The organism is Aliarcobacter cryaerophilus ATCC 43158 (assembly GCF_003660105.1).
Classification (GTDB): Bacteria; Campylobacterota; Campylobacteria; order Campylobacterales; family Arcobacteraceae; genus Aliarcobacter; species Aliarcobacter cryaerophilus.
This window is the reverse complement of the sequence record NZ_CP032823.1, coordinates 1,035,230-1,052,312: the sequence shown is the minus strand read 5'-3', so window position 1 is coordinate 1,052,312 and position 17,083 is coordinate 1,035,230. Positions and strand designations below refer to the sequence as shown.

At 26.4% G+C, this 17,083-nt stretch carries 20 protein-coding genes and 1 tRNA gene; 7 read left to right on the top strand and 14 right to left on the bottom strand.

Translation table 11 applies throughout. The features are described from left to right. Positions 1 to 4: 4 nt before the first annotated feature. Both ACRYA_RS05225 and ACRYA_RS05220 read left to right on the top strand, forming a co-directional pair. Positions 5 to 949, top strand: coding sequence for a tetraacyldisaccharide 4'-kinase (locus ACRYA_RS05225; RefSeq protein WP_105917202.1), 945 nt, complete (start codon positions 5 to 7; stop codon positions 947 to 949). A 52-nt stretch (positions 950 to 1,001) separates the two neighbouring features. After that, a complete protein-coding gene (locus ACRYA_RS05220) occupies positions 1,002 to 2,072 on the top strand; it encodes a DUF475 domain-containing protein (protein ID WP_105917200.1) in 1,071 nt (356 codons plus the stop codon). A 31-nt stretch (positions 2,073 to 2,103) separates the two neighbouring features. Here the strand turns inward: ACRYA_RS05220 and ACRYA_RS05215 are convergent, their stop codons facing one another. The 5 genes from ACRYA_RS05215 to ACRYA_RS05195 form a co-directional block, all read right to left on the bottom strand. Continuing rightward, a complete protein-coding gene (locus tag ACRYA_RS05215) occupies positions 2,104 to 2,484 on the bottom strand; it encodes a heat shock protein transcriptional repressor HspR (RefSeq protein ID WP_105917199.1) in 381 nt (126 codons plus the stop codon). An 8-nt stretch (positions 2,485 to 2,492) separates the two neighbouring features. Then, positions 2,493 to 3,353 (bottom strand): DnaJ C-terminal domain-containing protein, encoded by an 861-nt coding sequence (locus tag ACRYA_RS05210; RefSeq protein ID WP_105917197.1) that lies wholly within the window; start codon positions 3,351 to 3,353, stop codon positions 2,493 to 2,495. A 70-nt stretch (positions 3,354 to 3,423) separates the two neighbouring features. Next, on the bottom strand, positions 3,424 to 4,923 hold the full coding sequence (locus ACRYA_RS05205; RefSeq protein WP_105917195.1) for a PAS domain-containing sensor histidine kinase: 1,500 nt from the start codon (positions 4,921 to 4,923) through the stop codon (positions 3,424 to 3,426). Further along, on the bottom strand, positions 4,920 to 5,534 hold the full coding sequence (locus ACRYA_RS05200) for a chemotaxis protein CheC (RefSeq protein WP_105917193.1): 615 nt from the start codon (positions 5,532 to 5,534) through the stop codon (positions 4,920 to 4,922). Before ACRYA_RS05200 ends, ACRYA_RS05205 begins: the two co-directional genes overlap by 4 nt. Before the next feature lie 10 nt (positions 5,535 to 5,544). Beyond that, a complete protein-coding gene (locus ACRYA_RS05195; protein WP_105917192.1) occupies positions 5,545 to 5,910 on the bottom strand; it encodes a response regulator in 366 nt (121 codons plus the stop codon). 81 nt (positions 5,911 to 5,991) lie between these two features. Here ACRYA_RS05195 and ACRYA_RS05190 point away from each other — a divergent pair, with 81 nt between their 5' ends. Continuing rightward, a complete protein-coding gene (locus ACRYA_RS05190) occupies positions 5,992 to 7,158 on the top strand; it encodes an FAD-dependent oxidoreductase (protein WP_105917190.1) in 1,167 nt (388 codons plus the stop codon). Beyond that, positions 7,155 to 7,742: a hypothetical protein gene (locus ACRYA_RS05185; RefSeq protein WP_105917188.1), complete on the top strand. Its 588-nt coding sequence runs from the start codon at positions 7,155 to 7,157 to the stop codon at positions 7,740 to 7,742. Before ACRYA_RS05190 ends, ACRYA_RS05185 begins: the two co-directional genes overlap by 4 nt. 11 nt (positions 7,743 to 7,753) lie before the next feature. Here the strand turns inward: ACRYA_RS05185 and ACRYA_RS05180 are convergent. The 3 genes from ACRYA_RS05180 to ACRYA_RS05170 form a co-directional block, all read right to left on the bottom strand. Next, positions 7,754 to 7,837 (bottom strand) — tRNA-Leu (locus ACRYA_RS05180). Positions 7,838 to 7,974: 137 nt separating this feature from the next. Continuing rightward, a complete protein-coding gene (locus tag ACRYA_RS05175; RefSeq protein WP_105917186.1) occupies positions 7,975 to 8,250 on the bottom strand; it encodes an HU family DNA-binding protein in 276 nt (91 codons plus the stop codon). 99 nt (positions 8,251 to 8,349) lie between these two features. Beyond that, positions 8,350 to 8,928, bottom strand: coding sequence for a class II aldolase and adducin N-terminal domain-containing protein (locus tag ACRYA_RS05170; RefSeq protein ID WP_105917184.1), 579 nt, complete (start codon positions 8,926 to 8,928; stop codon positions 8,350 to 8,352). Between the two features lie 56 nt (positions 8,929 to 8,984). On the opposite strand from ACRYA_RS05170, the gene rsmH reads away from it, so the two are divergent. Beyond that, the gene (rsmH, locus tag ACRYA_RS05165; RefSeq protein ID WP_105917182.1) at positions 8,985 to 9,890 is read left to right on the top strand and encodes a 16S rRNA (cytosine(1402)-N(4))-methyltransferase RsmH; all 906 of its coding nucleotides are present in this window, start codon (positions 8,985 to 8,987) and stop codon (positions 9,888 to 9,890) included. Beyond that, positions 9,883 to 10,146 carry a hypothetical protein gene (locus ACRYA_RS05160; protein ID WP_105909551.1) on the top strand — a complete coding sequence of 88 codons (264 nt, stop codon included), beginning with the start codon at positions 9,883 to 9,885 and terminating at the stop codon, positions 10,144 to 10,146. Before rsmH ends, ACRYA_RS05160 begins: the two co-directional genes overlap by 8 nt. Before the next feature lies 1 nt (position 10,147). On the opposite strand, the gene ACRYA_RS05155 is transcribed toward ACRYA_RS05160, so the two are convergent. Then, on the bottom strand, positions 10,148 to 11,437 hold the full coding sequence (locus ACRYA_RS05155) for a C40 family peptidase (RefSeq protein ID WP_105917180.1): 1,290 nt from the start codon (positions 11,435 to 11,437) through the stop codon (positions 10,148 to 10,150). Positions 11,438 to 11,516: 79 nt separating this feature from the next. Between ACRYA_RS05155 and ACRYA_RS05150 the strand changes: the two genes are divergently transcribed. After that, positions 11,517 to 11,912, top strand: a complete 396-nt coding sequence (locus ACRYA_RS05150; protein WP_121443284.1) for a hypothetical protein — start codon at positions 11,517 to 11,519, stop codon at positions 11,910 to 11,912. A gap of 25 nt (positions 11,913 to 11,937) precedes the next feature. On the opposite strand, the gene ACRYA_RS05145 is transcribed toward ACRYA_RS05150, so the two are convergent. The 5 genes from ACRYA_RS05145 to mltG all read right to left on the bottom strand — a co-directional run bounded on the left by ACRYA_RS05145 (position 11,938) and on the right by mltG (position 17,043). Next, positions 11,938 to 12,216 (bottom strand): c-type cytochrome, encoded by a 279-nt coding sequence (locus tag ACRYA_RS05145; RefSeq protein ID WP_105918043.1) that lies wholly within the window; start codon positions 12,214 to 12,216, stop codon positions 11,938 to 11,940. A gap of 63 nt (positions 12,217 to 12,279) precedes the next feature. Next, complete coding sequence (locus ACRYA_RS05140) at positions 12,280 to 12,579, bottom strand: heavy-metal-associated domain-containing protein (protein WP_105918044.1); 300 nt, start codon at positions 12,577 to 12,579, stop codon at positions 12,280 to 12,282. Further along, the gene (locus ACRYA_RS05135; RefSeq protein ID WP_105918045.1) at positions 12,576 to 13,514 is read right to left on the bottom strand and encodes a malate dehydrogenase; all 939 of its coding nucleotides are present in this window, start codon (positions 13,512 to 13,514) and stop codon (positions 12,576 to 12,578) included. The genes ACRYA_RS05140 and ACRYA_RS05135 overlap by 4 nt, the downstream gene beginning before the upstream one ends. Positions 13,515 to 13,604: 90 nt before the next feature. Then, complete coding sequence (locus tag ACRYA_RS05130; RefSeq protein WP_105918046.1) at positions 13,605 to 15,797, bottom strand: NADP-dependent isocitrate dehydrogenase; 2,193 nt, start codon at positions 15,795 to 15,797, stop codon at positions 13,605 to 13,607. Between the two features lie 118 nt (positions 15,798 to 15,915). Beyond that, positions 15,916 to 17,043 carry an endolytic transglycosylase MltG gene (gene mltG / locus ACRYA_RS05125; RefSeq protein ID WP_228199722.1) on the bottom strand — a complete coding sequence of 376 codons (1,128 nt, stop codon included), beginning with the start codon at positions 17,041 to 17,043 and terminating at the stop codon, positions 15,916 to 15,918. Positions 17,044 to 17,083: the final 40 nt, after the last annotated feature.

Below are 17,083 nucleotides of genomic sequence, written 5' to 3'. Positions count from 1 at the left end.
GAGTTTGAAGCAAAAAATAATTTTGTGGATTGAAGATTATCTATTTTTTCCAAATTATTTCCAAAAAATATTATCTTATTTACTTTTACCGCTTAGTTTTTTTTATATTTTTATTATTTTTATAAAAAGAGTTACTTCTTCTAAAATTGATTTTGGTATTCCTGTAATATCTATTGGAAATCTAACGGTTGGAGGAAGTGGAAAAACACCAATTACAATAGAGTTAGCAAAAAGCATTAAAGATGTTTGTGTTATTTTAAGGGGTTATGGAAGAGTTTCAAAAGGGCTTTTTGTAGTTAGTTTAAATGGTGAAATAAAAGTAGATGTAAGCATAAGTGGTGACGAAGCTATGCTTTTATCTACATCTTTGAAGAATGCTACTGTAATAGTTAGTGAAGATAGAGCTTTGGGTATAAACAAAGCAAAAGAGCTAGGATGTAAAGTTGTTTTTTTAGATGATGGATTTTCAAAATATTGTATAAAAAAATTTGATATTTTATTAAGACCAAAAGATGAGCCAACAAATAACTTTTGTATTCCAAGTGGTGCATATAGGGAGCCAAAGAGTTTTTATAAAAAAGCAAATCTAGTTTTAAAAGAGGGTATTGATTTTAAAAGAGTTGTAGAGATAAAAAAAGATGGTAAAAAATCTGAACTTCCTGAAAAAACTATTCTTTTAACTGCAATTTCAAAACCAAAAAGGCTTTTAGAATTTTTACCAAAAAATATAGAAACTATATTTTTTGAAGATCACCATACTTTTACAAAAGATGAGATAGATACTATTTTAGAAAAATATAGAGAGTTTGGAATTGTTACTACACAAAAAGATTTTGTAAAACTTGAGAAGTTTTATTTAAAAAATATTTATATTATGGATTTAAAAATAAAACTATCCGAGAAATTAGATTTTAAAGAATTAAATGCCTACTTAAATACAAATAGCTAATATTTATTAAATTTTGATATAATCCCAAAAATTTATAAATCAAGGGATTGTATTGAAACAAAAACCTATCATATCTTATTTCTATGGCTTTTTTGCTGTTTGGTTTGTAGCTTCAGTGTTACTATTTTTATATGGTGGCTTTTTTGCACTTTATCAAGGTACTATTTTATCTGTTTTAGAACTTAGTTTATCTTTTGATAATGCAGTTGTAAATGCTACTATTTTGGCAACGATGGCTATTGTTTGGAGAAGAAGATTTCTTCTTTGGGGAATGATAATAGCAGTATTTGGTGTTAGATTTGTATTTCCTATTCTAATAGTTTATTTTTCAACATCTATGGGTTTTCTTGACTCTTTTAATTTAGCTGTAAACAGTCCAGATGAGTATGAGAAAATTATTCAAAATTCTCATCATGTAATTATGTCATTTGGTGGGATGTTCCTATTAATGCTATTTTTAAAATTTATTTTTGATGAAAATAAAGATACTCACTGGGTAAAATATATAGAAAAATTTGCTACAAAACTATCAAAAGTAGGTGATATTAAAGCACTTTTTATTATGTTTTTAATTTTAGGTATTACTTATATTGCACCTAATGAAGTTGTTATGGGCGATAATTTAGTAAAAGTAGATAAGCTTGAAATTATAGTTCCTATGGTTATTGGTGTTATTGCTTTTTATCTTTTGGAACTTTTAAAAGGTATTATGGAACTTAAAACTGATTCAAATTCTGATTTAAAAGTTACAGAATTAAGTGGAGGTTTTATCTCTTTTATGTATCTTGAAGTAATTGATATGAGTTTCTCTTTAGATGGAGTTTTGGGAGCATTCGCAATTACTCAAAATATTGTAATAATCATGTTAGGTCTTGGTATTGGTGCTATGGCGGTAAGAAGTCTTACTATTTTTATGGTCGAAAGAGAAGTTGTTTCAAAATATATATATCTTGAGCATGGTGCTATGTGGTCTATTGGACTTTTATCTTTATCTATGTTGATTCAGATTTTTTATCATTTACCACCTATGTTGATTACTACTTTTGCAATAGTTCCAATTGCTATGGCATTTATTCACTCTATTTATAAAAATAAAGAGTTTATAATAGATCCAAAACAGTAATATTTTGGGATATTTTCCCAAAATATTACTTTTACTTTTTTATAATAACCATTTCAAAAGAACTTTTTTGTATTACTAATGCTTTTTTATCTGGAACAACAGATAGATTATCTACTTTTTGAGCCTTATTTTTGTAAGTTGAAATTACACTCTCAAGTTCTTCAATCTTATCGTTTAGTTTTAAAATAATATCAACCCCAGCCAAATTTACACCTATTTCTTTTGTGAGAGTTAAAACATACTTTATATGATTTATATCTTTTTGTGAGTATAGTCTTATTTTACCATTTGTTCTAGATGGTTTTATTAAACCTTCTCTTTCATATTGTCTTAAAGTTTGTGGATGAACACCTAAAATATCAGCAACTACTGATATTAAGTAAACTGGTTCAATATAGCTATTTTTTTCCATAAGAACTCCTATTGCTTATCTTTTAACTCTTCTTCAAGCAATTTGCAAAGCTCAGGACTAAGATCTTCTATTTTGGGTAAAATAATATTTGCTTTAAGATATAAATCACCTTTTATTTTTGTTTTCCTATTTAAAACACCAAGCTCTTTTACTCTAAATTTCTGATTTTGTTTTGTATTTTGTGGAATTTTTAGTGTTATATCTTTGTGAATAGTTTTAATATCAACTTTACCACCAAATAAAGCTGTTTTTAAAGGTAAATCAAAATATTTTATAAGATTATCAAATTCTCTTTCATATTCATTGCTAGGAGATATATTTATTTTTAAAATCAAATCTCCTCTTTGCCCTTGATATGATTTTCCTTTTCCTTTTGCTCTTATTCTTTGACCATCTTCAATTCCTTCTGGAATTTTGATATCAAATGAATCATTATTTAAAGATATATTTTGTTTTCCACCCAAAACTGCAATCTCAAAAGGTATTGTAACTTGTGCATTTGTATCTAAATCAGGAGTATCAAATCCAAATCCACCACCAAAATTACTTCTACCAAATCCAGCTGCACCACCACCAAACATCTGTCTTAAAATCTCATCTAAATCAACTCCACCACCTTGATTTCTAGCAAAATCACTGAAATTTTGTCCACCAAACATAGAATCTCCATGTTGGTCATATTGTTGTTTTTTTTGTGGATCACTTAAAACCTCATAAGCTGCATTTATTTCTTTAAATTTATCTTCAGCTTTTGGATCTTTGTTTACATCTGGATGATATTTTCTTGCTAGTTTTCTGTAAGCTTTTTTTATCTCATCAGCTGATGCATTTTCACTCACTTCTAATGTTTCATATAAACTTTTTGCCATTTTTTAAATCCTATTTTATTAAAAATTTTAAATTATAGAATGATATTATAGCACAAACCTTGAGCCAAAGTCAATCAAGTTTAGTTGGAATTTTTATTTTAAACTCTGCACCTTCATACTCTTTTTGATTGTGTAAAAATTTCTTATTTTGAATACTTATTTCTCCACCCATACTAGAATTTATAATTTTTCTAGTCATATAAAGACCAAGACCTGTACCTTGATATTTATGCTTCGTAGTAAAATATGGCTCAAATATTTTATTTAAAATATCTTTATTTACTCCGAGCGCATTGTCTAAAACTAATATTTCTATAAAATTGTCAATCTTTTTTGTTTTTATCTTTATTAAACCAGATTCATTATCTTTTAGATTTAAAACTATGGCATCTTTTGCATTGTTTAAAATATTTATAAATGCTTGAGAAAACTCATTTGGAAGGCTATTTAAGAAAAGACCTTCTTCTAGCTCTAAAACAATATCTATATTAAAATTTTTGAAAAAACTATCTACTAAAGAGATACTATTTTTAATATTATCATTAACATTAAAAATACTTTTCTCTTTATCTATTTTTAGAAAATCATTAAATGTATCTATAGTATCTGATAGATGATTTGTTGTTTTTAAAATAAGAGACAATGAATCACTTAATATAGAACTATTTAACTCTCCCATATCATTTTTTAATTTAAGATTAGAAGATGACATAGAGATGATATTTAAAGGTTGTCTCCATTGATGAGCAATATTTCCTAGCATTTCACCCATGGCAGCTAGTTTTGTCTGTTCTGCCATAAGATTATCTTTTCTTTTCAAATCCTCAATATTTGCTATAGTTACAATTTTGAATATTTGGTTGTTTAAGCTAGTATCTTTAATATTTATAATAGCACTAAATTCACTACCATCTTCTCTTGTTAAGTTAGTTTCGAAAGGTTCTTTTTCATTAAAAATATCGCTATTCTTATTATTTATTAAATCAGTAAAACTTTTATTTATTAACTCATATTTCATCTGTTTATTAAATAGTTCAATGGCAATTTTATTACAATCAACAACACTATTATCTTTAAAAATAATAATAGCTTCCATTGTAGTATCTAAAATAAGTCTTAATTCTTCATTTCTTTCACTTAAATTTTTCTTTGCAATCTCTAGCTTATAGTTTGTCTCACTTAAAAAAGTTATATCGTATATATATAAAATAACTAAATCATCTTCCAAATCTAAAGGAGTTATAGTAATACTTTGTTGCATTTGATTAAATACTCTATCAGAAATATTATTTATTTCTATATTTATTAAAAAATTGTCTGTTTGTGGAGTGTAAAATGTTGGAGAATTTAGTTTTAAAGCAGTTGTTATTTTTCTTTTTAATTTATTTTCATCAATATTTGAATAAAAATTTAAAATATTTTTATCAATAATACTACTTGCTTCTATACCTGTTCTAGTTTCTAGCCACCTGTTCCAGAAAAATACTTTTAAATCTTTGTTTAATACAATAATCCCATTATCTACGGTATTACAAATAATATCAAATTTATTTTTTGCTGGATTACTCATAGTTCATCCAATATTTTATTTAATTTTTCTTTTATAAATAAAATTGAGTTATCTGTTGTTAAAATAAATAGCTCACCATGAATATTTAAGTCATCAAACTCTAATTTTGTAGATATTATTATAACTTTTTGATAGTTACTTATAAATATATTGTTTAATTGATTAATTGAATTTATAGTTTTTATTGTTGGAGCAGAAAAAGATACATTAGTTTCTATATTTTCTGCTAATTTACTGATAGTTGAAGATGATAAAATATTTGTAATCTCTAAAGTTATATCGCTAATATCTTCATTTGAAATTTGATCATCGCTAAAATTAAATTTAATAGACATATTTGTAGCAGATTTTTTATCTATAATAAACATATTTTCACCATTTAAAGGACCATTTATTTGTTGAGATGCAACAAAGTGTTCATCTTTAAAGTTTAATTCTTTTGCTAAATAATCTTTTAAATCTATTGCATTTATTATTTGAATAGTTGGAATACTAAGTTTTGCAAAAGCATCAAATATCTGAGTAATTGCAGCAGTTGCGCTCCCATAGGCTACATTCATAAGCTCTTGAAGACAATCTTTTTCATCTTCTGTTAGTTCTATATTGCTCATTTTTTACCTTTTAAGAGATTATATTATTTAAAATTTGTTGCATTTTATTCAAATCTATTGGTTTTTTAACAAAATTTAGTGCACCAAGTTCTCTAACTTTGTCCATAGCTTGTTTTTGAATATCAGCAGAGATTACAACTACCTTTGCATTTTCATTAAATTCTTTTATTCTTTTCAAAGCTTCAAATCCATCCATTACAGGCATTGTTAAATCCATAAAGACTATATTTGGATTGTGTTCTTTATATAAATCAACACTCTCTTGACCATTTTGGGCTTCTAAAACTTCATAATTTTTATCATTCAATGCATCTTGAAGTGTTTTTATTACCATTTTTCTAGCCATTTTAGAATCATCTGTTACTAAAATTTTCATAAACTACCTTTTAAAAATAATTATGTATTTTATCTACTTAAATTTAAAATATACTTTGATTTTTTTTGATATACTATTTTCATGAAAAAATATGATTATATAATTATTGGAAGTGGTATAGTTGGATGTTCTTTAGCTTATTTTTTAAAAAAATATTCTAATAATATTTTACTTATAGATAAAAATAGTGATGTTTGTTTGGGTGCAAGTGGTGCAGCTGGTGCTTTTTTATCACCACTTTTAGGTATAGATAATAGTTTTAAAGATTTAGTAACAAATGCTTTAAAGTTTTCAACAAAATTTTATGAAGAAAACTTCTCAAAAAGTTTTTTAAAATCAGGAACAATAAGAGTTCCAAAAAATAAAGAAGATGAAGATAAATTTAATAATTACATACCTTATATGGATTTTCCTTTTGAAAAAAGAGGAAATGGATATTATTTTGAAATAGGAAGTACTGTTAAACCTGAAATTTTATGTAAAGAGCTTAGTTTTGGTATTGAAAAACTATTTAATTATGAAGTTAAATCAATAAAGCAAAGCCAAAATTATTGGATTTTAAATGATGAGATTAAAGCCAATAAACTATTTTTATGTACAGGTGCAAATATTTCTTTAATTGATGAGAATTATTTTAAACTAAGAGCAGTTTGGGGTCAAAAAATTGATATTTTAAGTAGTACGAAAGTGTTGTATAACTATCACAAAGAGTGCTCAATTTCTAAAAGTGTAGAAGAAAATAAAAAATTTAGAATTTCAATAGGTGCAACACATAATAGATTTGAGAATGATATGAGTGATAGCTCTTATAATTTGAATTTAAAAGATATAAATTTTATATCTCATAATGAAAAAACCTTAAAAATAATGCAAAATGACACAAAAAAGCTTTTAGAAAAAGCAAATGATATTTTAAAGCTTGAAAATATAGAAGTTATAGATATAAAAATAGGAGCTAGAGCATCAAGTATTGATTATTTTCCAATGGTTGGAAATTTAATTGATAGTAAAAATAGTTTTAAATCTTATCCACATATTAAAAATGGAGCTTTTATAAAAGATGAACAGTTAGTTTTGTATGAAAATTTATATACTTTAAATGGTGTTGGTGGAAGAGGTTTTGTTTTAGCTCCATATTTAGCTAATATTTTGTGTGAATTTGTAGTAAATAATGCAGAAATGCCTAAAGATATTTTAAATTATAGATTATTTAAAAGATGGGCAAAGAAAGAGGGTAAAAGTCTATGAAAAATATTTTCAAAGTAGTTTTGTTATTTGTTGTTGGATTTGGATTTTTGATATATTTTACAATTCCTTCTAGTATAAAAGAGGATAAAAGTGACAAAGAGTTAGATTTTAAATATATACCTAGTTTTTTTGATGTAGTAAATTCAAATAACTATACAAAAAAAGATGATTTTTTCAAAAAATTTCCATTATATTTGATAGTTTTAAATCATGATACTTTGGCAGTTTTTAGTCAGTTGTATAAAAAAAATATAGACGAAAATATAGTTTTAGTTGCAAATATATCTAATACTCCTTGGCTTATTAAACAAATATCAGTAAATGGTGAACTTGAAAAGATGTTTAAAGATTCAAAAATTAATTTGATAAATGATTCAAGTGGTAGTTTTTCTAATAGTTTAGATTTAAACAATAATTCACAAAATGAATATTTTGTATATAAAGTTTTTGAGGATGGAAAAATAATTAAGCTTTTTCAAAATAGTGTAAAAAAAGGTGCATTACAAAATGGAATAAGTGAAAATGATATAGAAAGTGATTTGGAAAAATTTATAAAAGAGTTTAAGAAATATAATATAAATTGAATTAAACTAAATGGTAGCCCTAGCCAGAGTCGAACTGGCACTCCAATGGAACACGATTTTGAATCGTACGCGTCTACCAATTCCGCCATAGAGCCATATAGTTTTTATTATTAATATTAATTTTATATTTAAAGCAAATTATAGGTAATTAAATTGCAAAAATTAAAATATAAAAAAAGAAAGGAGAGTTCATTTTAAATAAAAATAAACTCTCCTTCATAAGTTTTAAAACTTATTTAGCAACAGCCTCTTTTAAAGCTTTTCCAACTTTAAATTTAGCAACTGTTGTAGCAGCAACTTTTACAGTTTTATCAGTTCCTGGAACTCTAGCTTCTCTAGCTGCTCTAGGAGCTGTTGAGAATGTACCAAATCCAATAAAGCTTACAGTATCTTTTTTAACTAAAGCTTCAGTAATAGTATCTAATACTGCATCAACAGCACCTTTTGCATCTTTTTTAGATAAACCAGCTTTTGCAGCAACTGCATCAATAAATTCCGCTTTGTTCATAATAACTCCTCGTATAAAATAAATTGCGAAAACTTTATTATAGTTAAACTTTAAGTTTCCTAAAATTTTTACTATTTTGTATTAAATTTTGTAAAAAAATCATCTAAAGGTGCTTTTTATGCTTAAAAGTCTACAAGAATTCTCTAAAATTGCTATTTTTTTTACAAGTTCATGAATATCTCTATCATAAATATAAGTACCAATTCCTTTTATTACAAGTAAGTTATGTTCAGTATTTTTTATAGATTTTGTAATCTCTAAAGCACTTCTTTCTTTCCAAGTTGATAAATCACCTGGATTATATATTGGAACTTCTCCAAAAAGTATTTTTCCAAAATAATCTTCAAAAATTATATTATCATGCCCTAAAGTATAAGCTGTCGTATAAATTGGCATACCAAATGCTATATATTTCGCTTCATGGATATTTGTATAAATAGCTGAATGAGTATATGAATCTAAACTAGCAATATTCCATCTATAGTCAGGTTTATTCATATTCAAAGTACAAAAAGATTTATCATCTAGATTATCAAAAACAGCATCTTTTGAATTTATCATAAAGTGTTCATGGTCTAGTTTCGCTGATATTGCACCTTGAAAAATTCCAAAAAAGTTTTTTGTAAACATAGATAGTGATAGTTCTGATAATAGTTTTACTGTATCTTGATTCAACATTTTAAGCCTTAAATATATTTTCGCTATTATATAGAAATTTTAATAAAAGGTTAAATTTGGAAGATATACCACACATTCCTGTTTTATATAATGAAGTATTAGATTGTTTTAAAGAGATAAAAATAGGGTATATAATTGACTGCACTACTGGATATGCTGGACATAGCAGTGGATTATTAAATCAAAATAGTGGTGTACAACTAATTTGTAATGATCAAGATGATGAGGCTTTAGAATTTAGTAAAAAAAGATTAAAAGATTTTGAAAAAAGAGTTGAATTTAACAAAGGAAATTTTGAAGATATTATTAAAAAATTTGAAGATTATCCAATAAGAGGTATTTTAGCTGATATTGGAGTATCTTCTTTGCAACTTGATAAATTAGATAGAGGCTTTAGTTTTAATTCAGAAACTCTTGATATGAGAATGAATCAAAATCAAACTTTAGATGCTTCAAATGTTGTAAATTCGTACTCTCAAGTAGAGCTTGAAAATATTTTTAAAGAGTATGGAGAAATTAGAGAGTATAAAAAAGTTGCCTCTTTAATTGTTCAAAATAGACCATTTTATAGTGCAAAAGAACTTGCAGAGTTTTTTTATAATAAACTTCCAAAAGGTAAAATTCATCCAGCTACTTTAATTTTTCAAGCAATTAGAATTGAAGTGAATAATGAATTAGGTGTTTTAGATAGATTATTTCAATCTATGGAAGAAGCAAAATTAAAAGATTGTGTTATTGCAATAATTTCTTTTCACTCTTTAGAAGATAGAGTTGTAAAAAATTATTTCAAGAAGTGGAGTGAAAATTGTATTTGCCCTAAAGATGCTTTTAGATGTGAATGTGGAAAAAATCACTCTTTAGGTAAAATTATCACAAAAAAGCCTATAATTGCGACTAATTTTGAGATAAAACAAAATCCAAGAAGCAGAAGTGCAAAGTTAAGGGTATTTAGATTTGTTTAAATTAAACCAAAAAAATTCATTAAGATTTGTTATTATTATGCTATTTTTAGCACTTTCTATGTATATACCAAAAATTTATGTTAGTAATAATATTTATTATACAAGCAAAGATATAAATAGACTTTATTCTCATTATATATCTCTAAATGAAGAAAATACATTTTTAAGTAAACAATTAGAGGATATGAAGTTTAAAAATCAGGTTTTAGACTCTCTTTTATTCAATCCACTAATTAGACTTGAAGAGAATAAGTAGCTTATAAAATAGTTATTCCTAAAACTTTTTTTAGGATATTGCTATCTTGTGTAAAACCTTCTTGCTCTTTTGCTGGCTCTAGAGTTGTAATAGCTGTTTTGCCTATGATATATCTAAATTCTTTATCATCTTTGTCTTTTAATTTTACACTCCAAACATTATGAACAACCAAAGGTTCGTTGTTTTCAATACCTATATACAACATGATATGTCCTTTTAAATATACCAAAGTAGAAAAAGGGATAGCATTTTTTCTTATAAACTCTTTTTTTTCATCAAGATTTAGTTGTGAGATATCATAATACTTTCCATTTGTTGTTTGTGCTTTTGAATTTCTATGAAGATATTTTCCAAATACACTAAAATAGTCTTGAGTAAAACTAGAACAATCTCTATTGTTTAAAAGTCCTGCCCAACCGTAAGGCTCATCCATAAACTCTTTTAAAACTCTAGCACGGTTTTCGTAAGTATAAGCCAAAGGCATTTGTTCAACGAACTCATCTTCTATTTGAATATATGATATTTTTGCATTTAGATTGTCATCTTTTTTTGCAACTATAAAATTATTATCTTTTTTTGGAAAAATCGTACCAACTTTTACATACTCTCTAAAAATAGGGTCATAAATAGCAAATTTTTCTTTAGTTGCTATAAAATAATCATTTGTAGTAAAATCTTGTATGAAATTATCATCTACAAATGCAATGCTATTTATCTCTACCCAACCACCAACAAAGTGTGATTCTACAAATGCCCAAGCTCTATCTTTTGAAAAATGAGAAACTATCAAAGGTGTATTTATTTTTAAGAGTGAATTTTGGTTGTAATCAAAAGGAAAGCCTTCTCCTGGCAAGCTAGGATTATAAAACATTGGTGAGTTTGTTGGTAATACTCTTACATTTGTATTTTTTAGGGTAATTGCTTTTTTAATATCTTTGTTGTAGTTATCAAAATTTGCATTATCTATTTTTTTATCAAACCACTCTTTTGTTGCTTGATTATGATTTTCTAAATATACTTTTTTATTTTTATATGAAAAACCCCATTTTGCTTCAATTTCACTATAAGATAATTTTGATTGCTTCCAAGGTCTAAAATATTTAGAAAAATATTCATCTTTTTGTTCTTCTTGATTGAATGATTTATCATTCGCTTGTTTTGATAGTTCTACAATACTATCTTGTTTTGCTTCAAAAATTGTTGGTTTTTCTATAACTCTTTTTTGGCTACAAGCTGTAAGTAAAAAAGATATTGCTAAAATAGCAGTAAAATATTTAAAAGTTTTTAACATATTTATCCCTTGAAAATTTTAAGGGATTGTATCATTTTATAATTGAAATTCGTTTCATTTTGATTTTAGGAAAAAATAAATGTTTAAATTATCTATAAGTAAAGTTCTATTTGAAGATATTTTGTTGAAAAATACAACAATTATAGAAAAAGATGCTAATAAATATTGGAAAAAAGAGTTTTTAGAGCCAAAAATTATTGGAGACAATATATTTTATGATATAAAATATATTGAAAAAATAGTTTTTGTTAATACATTTGGTGAAGATAAACCACAAATTATAGTTGAATGTAACAAAATAGAGTATTTAGAAGATAAAAAGATATTCAAAATTTATATTGGTAAAATTTTAGAGCAAAAAAATATAGATTTATTTAAAGACAAAAAAGATATTTTGATAAAAAAATTGATAGATGAAAAACAAGAACTTATGAATTTTTTAGAAGAGATACGAAGAAAAAATTTTCTAAAATAGCTAGATTTTCTAGCTATTTTAAGGTTTATTTTATGATTAGGTCAGCTATGGCATTCATAGTTGCTTCATCCATACCTTTTACTTGACCAACCATTAGTCCTTTTTGAGCTCCACCATAAGTTCCATCTTGATAACCTTTTAAAGATGCTACAAAATCTGCTTTTGTCATATCTTTAATAATTTTAGATTTTCCTAAAGCTACTTTTTCACCATTTGCACCATGACAAGCTACGCATTTTGCATAAGGATTTGCAAATGCAAAACTTGCTGCTAATATTGTTGTTGCTAAAACTATTTTTTTCATTTAATTTCCCTTTTAAATAAGATGAAAATATTATATGAAATATAAGATTAAAATATATTGATTTTAGTCAAGTTTTTTATTTAATGCAACATCAATTTTACCAATAGCACAAGAGACAAAACTTTTTGCAGTTGTAGTTGCTTTTTCAAAACCACTTAATTCATCATTTGTTAGTGGATATCCCAAACTTCTTAATTTAAGTTTTAAATCTTCAATTTTATTATTTTCAATATCTAATGTTATTTTTCTAGGATTTACGGATAAATCAACTTCAACACTACCAAACTCATCTTTTAAAGATTTTGTTAAAGTATTTGCACAACCACCACATTTTACATTATGTACTTCAAATACTTGTTTCATTTACTCTCCTTTAAAATATTAATACTACTTATAACAGTTTGAGTAGATATTCTTAATTCTTCTTTTTCATTATCACTCAAATCAAGCTCTATAATCTCTTCAATACCATTTTTACCTATTATAGTTGGTACTCCAAGAGGAATATTATTATAACCATATTCATCAAAAAGAACAACAGATGTTGGAAAAATCTCTTTAGTATCTTCTATTATAGCCCTACAAATAAGAAAACAAGAGTAAGCAGGTGCAAAATAAGCAGAACCTGTTTTTAATAAATCAACAATTCTAGCTCCACCATTTTTAGTATTTTTTAAAATATATTCAATATCTTCAGGTTTTAATATATCAACTATTTTTTTACCGTCAACTTTTGCATGATTTATTAGAGGAACCATTGTATTTGAATGAGCTCCAATTACAATTGCATCTATATTTTTATAATTAAAATCTAGTTTTTCTTCTATATAGTGTTTAAATCTTGCACTATCTAAAACACCAGCCATTCCAAAAACTCTATTTCTAGGTAATTTTGATTTGTTCAGTGCTACATAAACCATTGCGTCTAAAGGATTTGAAACTATAATAAAAATAGCATTCTTATTATTTTCTAAAACTTCATCAAAAATTGATTCTAATATTTTTTGATTAGTAAAGATTAAATCTTCTCTACTCATATTTGGTTTTCTTGCAATTCCAGCTGTTATTACTATAATATCACAGTTTTTAAAATCACTATTATTTAAACAAGCTTTAACTTTTGTAGTGCTATTTTTTGATTTTGCTGCTTGAGATATATCTAAAGCCATAGCTTGTGTAAATTCTTCTCTAATATCTTTTAGTAAAATAGATTTACAAATATCACTTGTAGCTAGGCAAAAAGCTAAGTTTGAGCCAACATTTCCAACTCCAATAATTCCAACAGTTTGTTTATTCACATTAAGCCTTTTTTAATTCGAAGAGTAAATTAAGAGTTTTCTTAAGAAAGATTTTAAATTTATACTAAAAAGAGGAAATCCTCTTTTTAGTTATCCAATAATTTTGTTTAGAGTTGCAGAAGGTCTCATAACTTGTGAAGTTAGTACATCATCAAATAGGTAGTAACCACCTGTATTTACTGGTTTACCTTGAACTTCCGTAAGTTCTTTTACAATTTGAGTTTCATTTTCATTCATTGCTTTTGCAATTGGAGTAAATTCAGCTTTAAGTTCAGCATCATCATTTTGTTTTGCTAACTCATCAGCCCAGTACATTGCAAGATAGAAATGACTTCCTCTATTATCAATATCCCCAACTTTTCTAGCTGGTGATTTGTCATTTATTAAGAATGTTCCAGTTGCTGTATCTAGAGTTTTTGCTAAAACTGCTGCTTTTTTATTGTTTTGAGTGTTAGCTAAGTGATCAAATGAAGCAGCAAGTGCCATGAATTCACCTAAACTATCCCATCTTAAATAGTTTTCTTCTTGAAGTTGTTGAACGTGTTTAGGAGCAGATCCACCAGCACCAGTTTCAAATAAACCACCACCATTCATAAGTGGTACAATTGATAACATTTTAGCACTAGTTCCAAGCTCTAAGATTGGGAATAAATCTGTATTGTAATCTCTAAATACATTTCCAGTTACAGAAATTGTATCAAGACCTTTTCTCATTCTATCAAGAGAGTATTGCATTGCATCATCAGGAGATTTAATAGATATTTCAAGACCACTTAAATCATAATCTTTTAAGTATTTTTCAACTTTTTCAATCATTTTAGCATCATGACCTCTATTTTTATCTAGCCAGAATACTGCAGGTGTATTTGACAATTTTGCTCTATTAACAGCTAGCTTTACCCAATCTTTAATTGGTTCATCTTTAGTTTGGCACATTCTAAAAATATCACCATTATCAACATCAAAACTAAATACAGTTTCACCATCTTTATTTGTAACAACTATTTTCCCATCAGCAATTGCCTGAAAAGTTTTATCGTGGCTTCCATACTCTTCAGCTTTTTTAGCCATTAATCCAACATTTGGAACAGTTCCTATAGTTTTTGGATCTAAAGCTCCATGTTTTTTACAATCATCAATAATAATTTGATAAGTTGTAGCATAACATCTATCTGGAATCATAGCTAGAGTATCTTCTTCTTTATCCTCTTTGTTCCACATTTTTCCACCACCTCTAATCATAGCAGGCATAGATGCATCAATAATAACATCAGATGGAACATGTAAGTTTGTGATACCTTTTGCAGAGTTTACCATAGCAAGTCTAGGTTGAGCAGCATAAACAGCATCAATATCAGCTAAAATTTGAGCTCTAGTAGCATCATCAACTTGGTCTAATTTTGAGTATAAATCACCTAAACCATTGTTAAAGTTAACTCCAATTTTTTCAAATGTTGCACTATGTTTTGCAACTAAATCTTTAAAATATACTTTTACAGCAAATCCAAACATAATTGGATCAGATACCTTCATCATTGTAGCTTTCAAGTGAAGTGACAATAAAACATCTCTTTTTTTAGCTTCATCAATACCTTTTTGATAGAACTCTTGTAGAGCTTTTGCAGATAATTTAGTTGCATCAACAACTTCACCATTTTCTAGTGGTAAAGATGCTTTTAAAACTGTCTCTTTTCCATCTTTTCCTACAAAAGAAATTTTAAAGTTATCTTCTTTATCTAGGATTGTTGAAACTTCTGTTCCATAAAAATCATCAGCATTCATATGAACAACATCAGTTTTAGAATCTTTTGCCCAAGTTCCCATTCTATGAGGATTATTTTTTGCATAGTTTTTAACAGCACTTGGAGCTCTTCTATCTGAGTTTCCTTCTCTTAATACTGGATTTACAGCACTTCCTAAGATTTTAGAATATTTTGCAGTTACTTCTTCACTTGCATCATAATTTGGAATGTTATAACCTTTTGATTGAATCTCAGCAATAGCTGCTTTTAATTGAGGAATTGATGCAGAAATATTTGGTAGTTTAATAATATTTGCGTCTGGATTTTGAGTCATATCCCCAAGTTCAGCCAAAGCATCACCAATTTTTTGCTCTGGTTTTAAGTTTTCAGGAAAAGTTGAAATAATTCTTCCAGCTAGTGAAATGTCTTTTTGAACCATTTGTATACCAGAACTTTTTGTAAAAGCCTGTACGATTGGTAAAAATGAGTAAGTAGCAAGTGCTGGTGCCTCATCAACTTTTGTGTAAATAATTTGTGCCATTTTTCATCCTAAATTGTAAATTTGATATGGCGAGATTGTAACTAGATTTATATTTAAAGATATTGAATTTAGTTATATTTTTTTATGTGAATATTTGATTGTTTCAAATATTCACATCTTAATTTACACTATTAAACAAATCTTTTATTGAAGGTGCTTTTTGATTTGAAATATCATTTTTCATAATATCAATAGCTTCGTTATCTATATCATTTGGTTTATCATTAACTTTTGTATAAGTTTTTACTACTCCAATATTTGCATTAATATTTGCTTGATGTGTTTCATAATCATTTGAGAACTTATGAAGCCCAGTTTTATTGTCTCTTACAAAATATAAGTAATTACTTTTTACAGGAAAAATTGCAGCTTTTATTGCATCTAAACTAACTGCACAAACTGGATCTTTTGGTAAACCTTTATTTTTATAAGTATTATATGAAGTTTCATCATTTCTTATTCTATCAGCTGTTACAACACTATTTGAATATTTTCCATAGTTTAATGTTCCATCCATCTGAAGTGCCATATTTTTCTTTAATCTATTATGAACAACACTTGCTATTATTGGCATTTCATTTGTTGTTGCTGCTTCTTTTTGTACAACTGAAGCTAAAGATATATATCTAAACCATTTTTCTTTGTCATATTTACCAAATATTTTTTTTGAGAACTCCTCATATTTTTTATTTGTTTGAGAAAATAGATAAAATAAAATATACTCTTCATTCATTCCAACAGGTAAGGAATAGCTATCTGCTAATATATTTCCATCTAGTTTATATGAGTGTTCGTTATATATCTTTTGAAGTTTGTTTTCGTCTAAGTTAAATTCCTCTGCAATTTTCTTTAAAAAAAAGTATGAAGTTTCGCCTGGAATTAGTGTAATTGTTTTTAAAGCAGCTTTTGAAGTAAGAAGTTTTATTAAAAAATCCATTTTTGTAAGTCTTGTTTGCTCAACATCAATCCAACCACTTTGTATAAAGCCACCAGATTTTAAAATAATCTCATCAATTATATTCATTTCATAGCCATTTTTGTTTAAGTGTGTTACAATACTGCTCGTACTACCTTTTGGAATAAATATTATTTTATTCGTAACAACTGGTAAATTTAAATAGTAAAGCACAACAATACAAGAAATAAGGGATAGATATAAAGTGTTAAAAAAGATTAGAATTTTTGTATTGTTGCTCATATCATCTTTCTTGTTAATAATGTTTTCTCTTCTATTTTCAGGTATCAAAATAAGCTCTTTTCAGTTATTAAATTTTAAAATTTCGGAA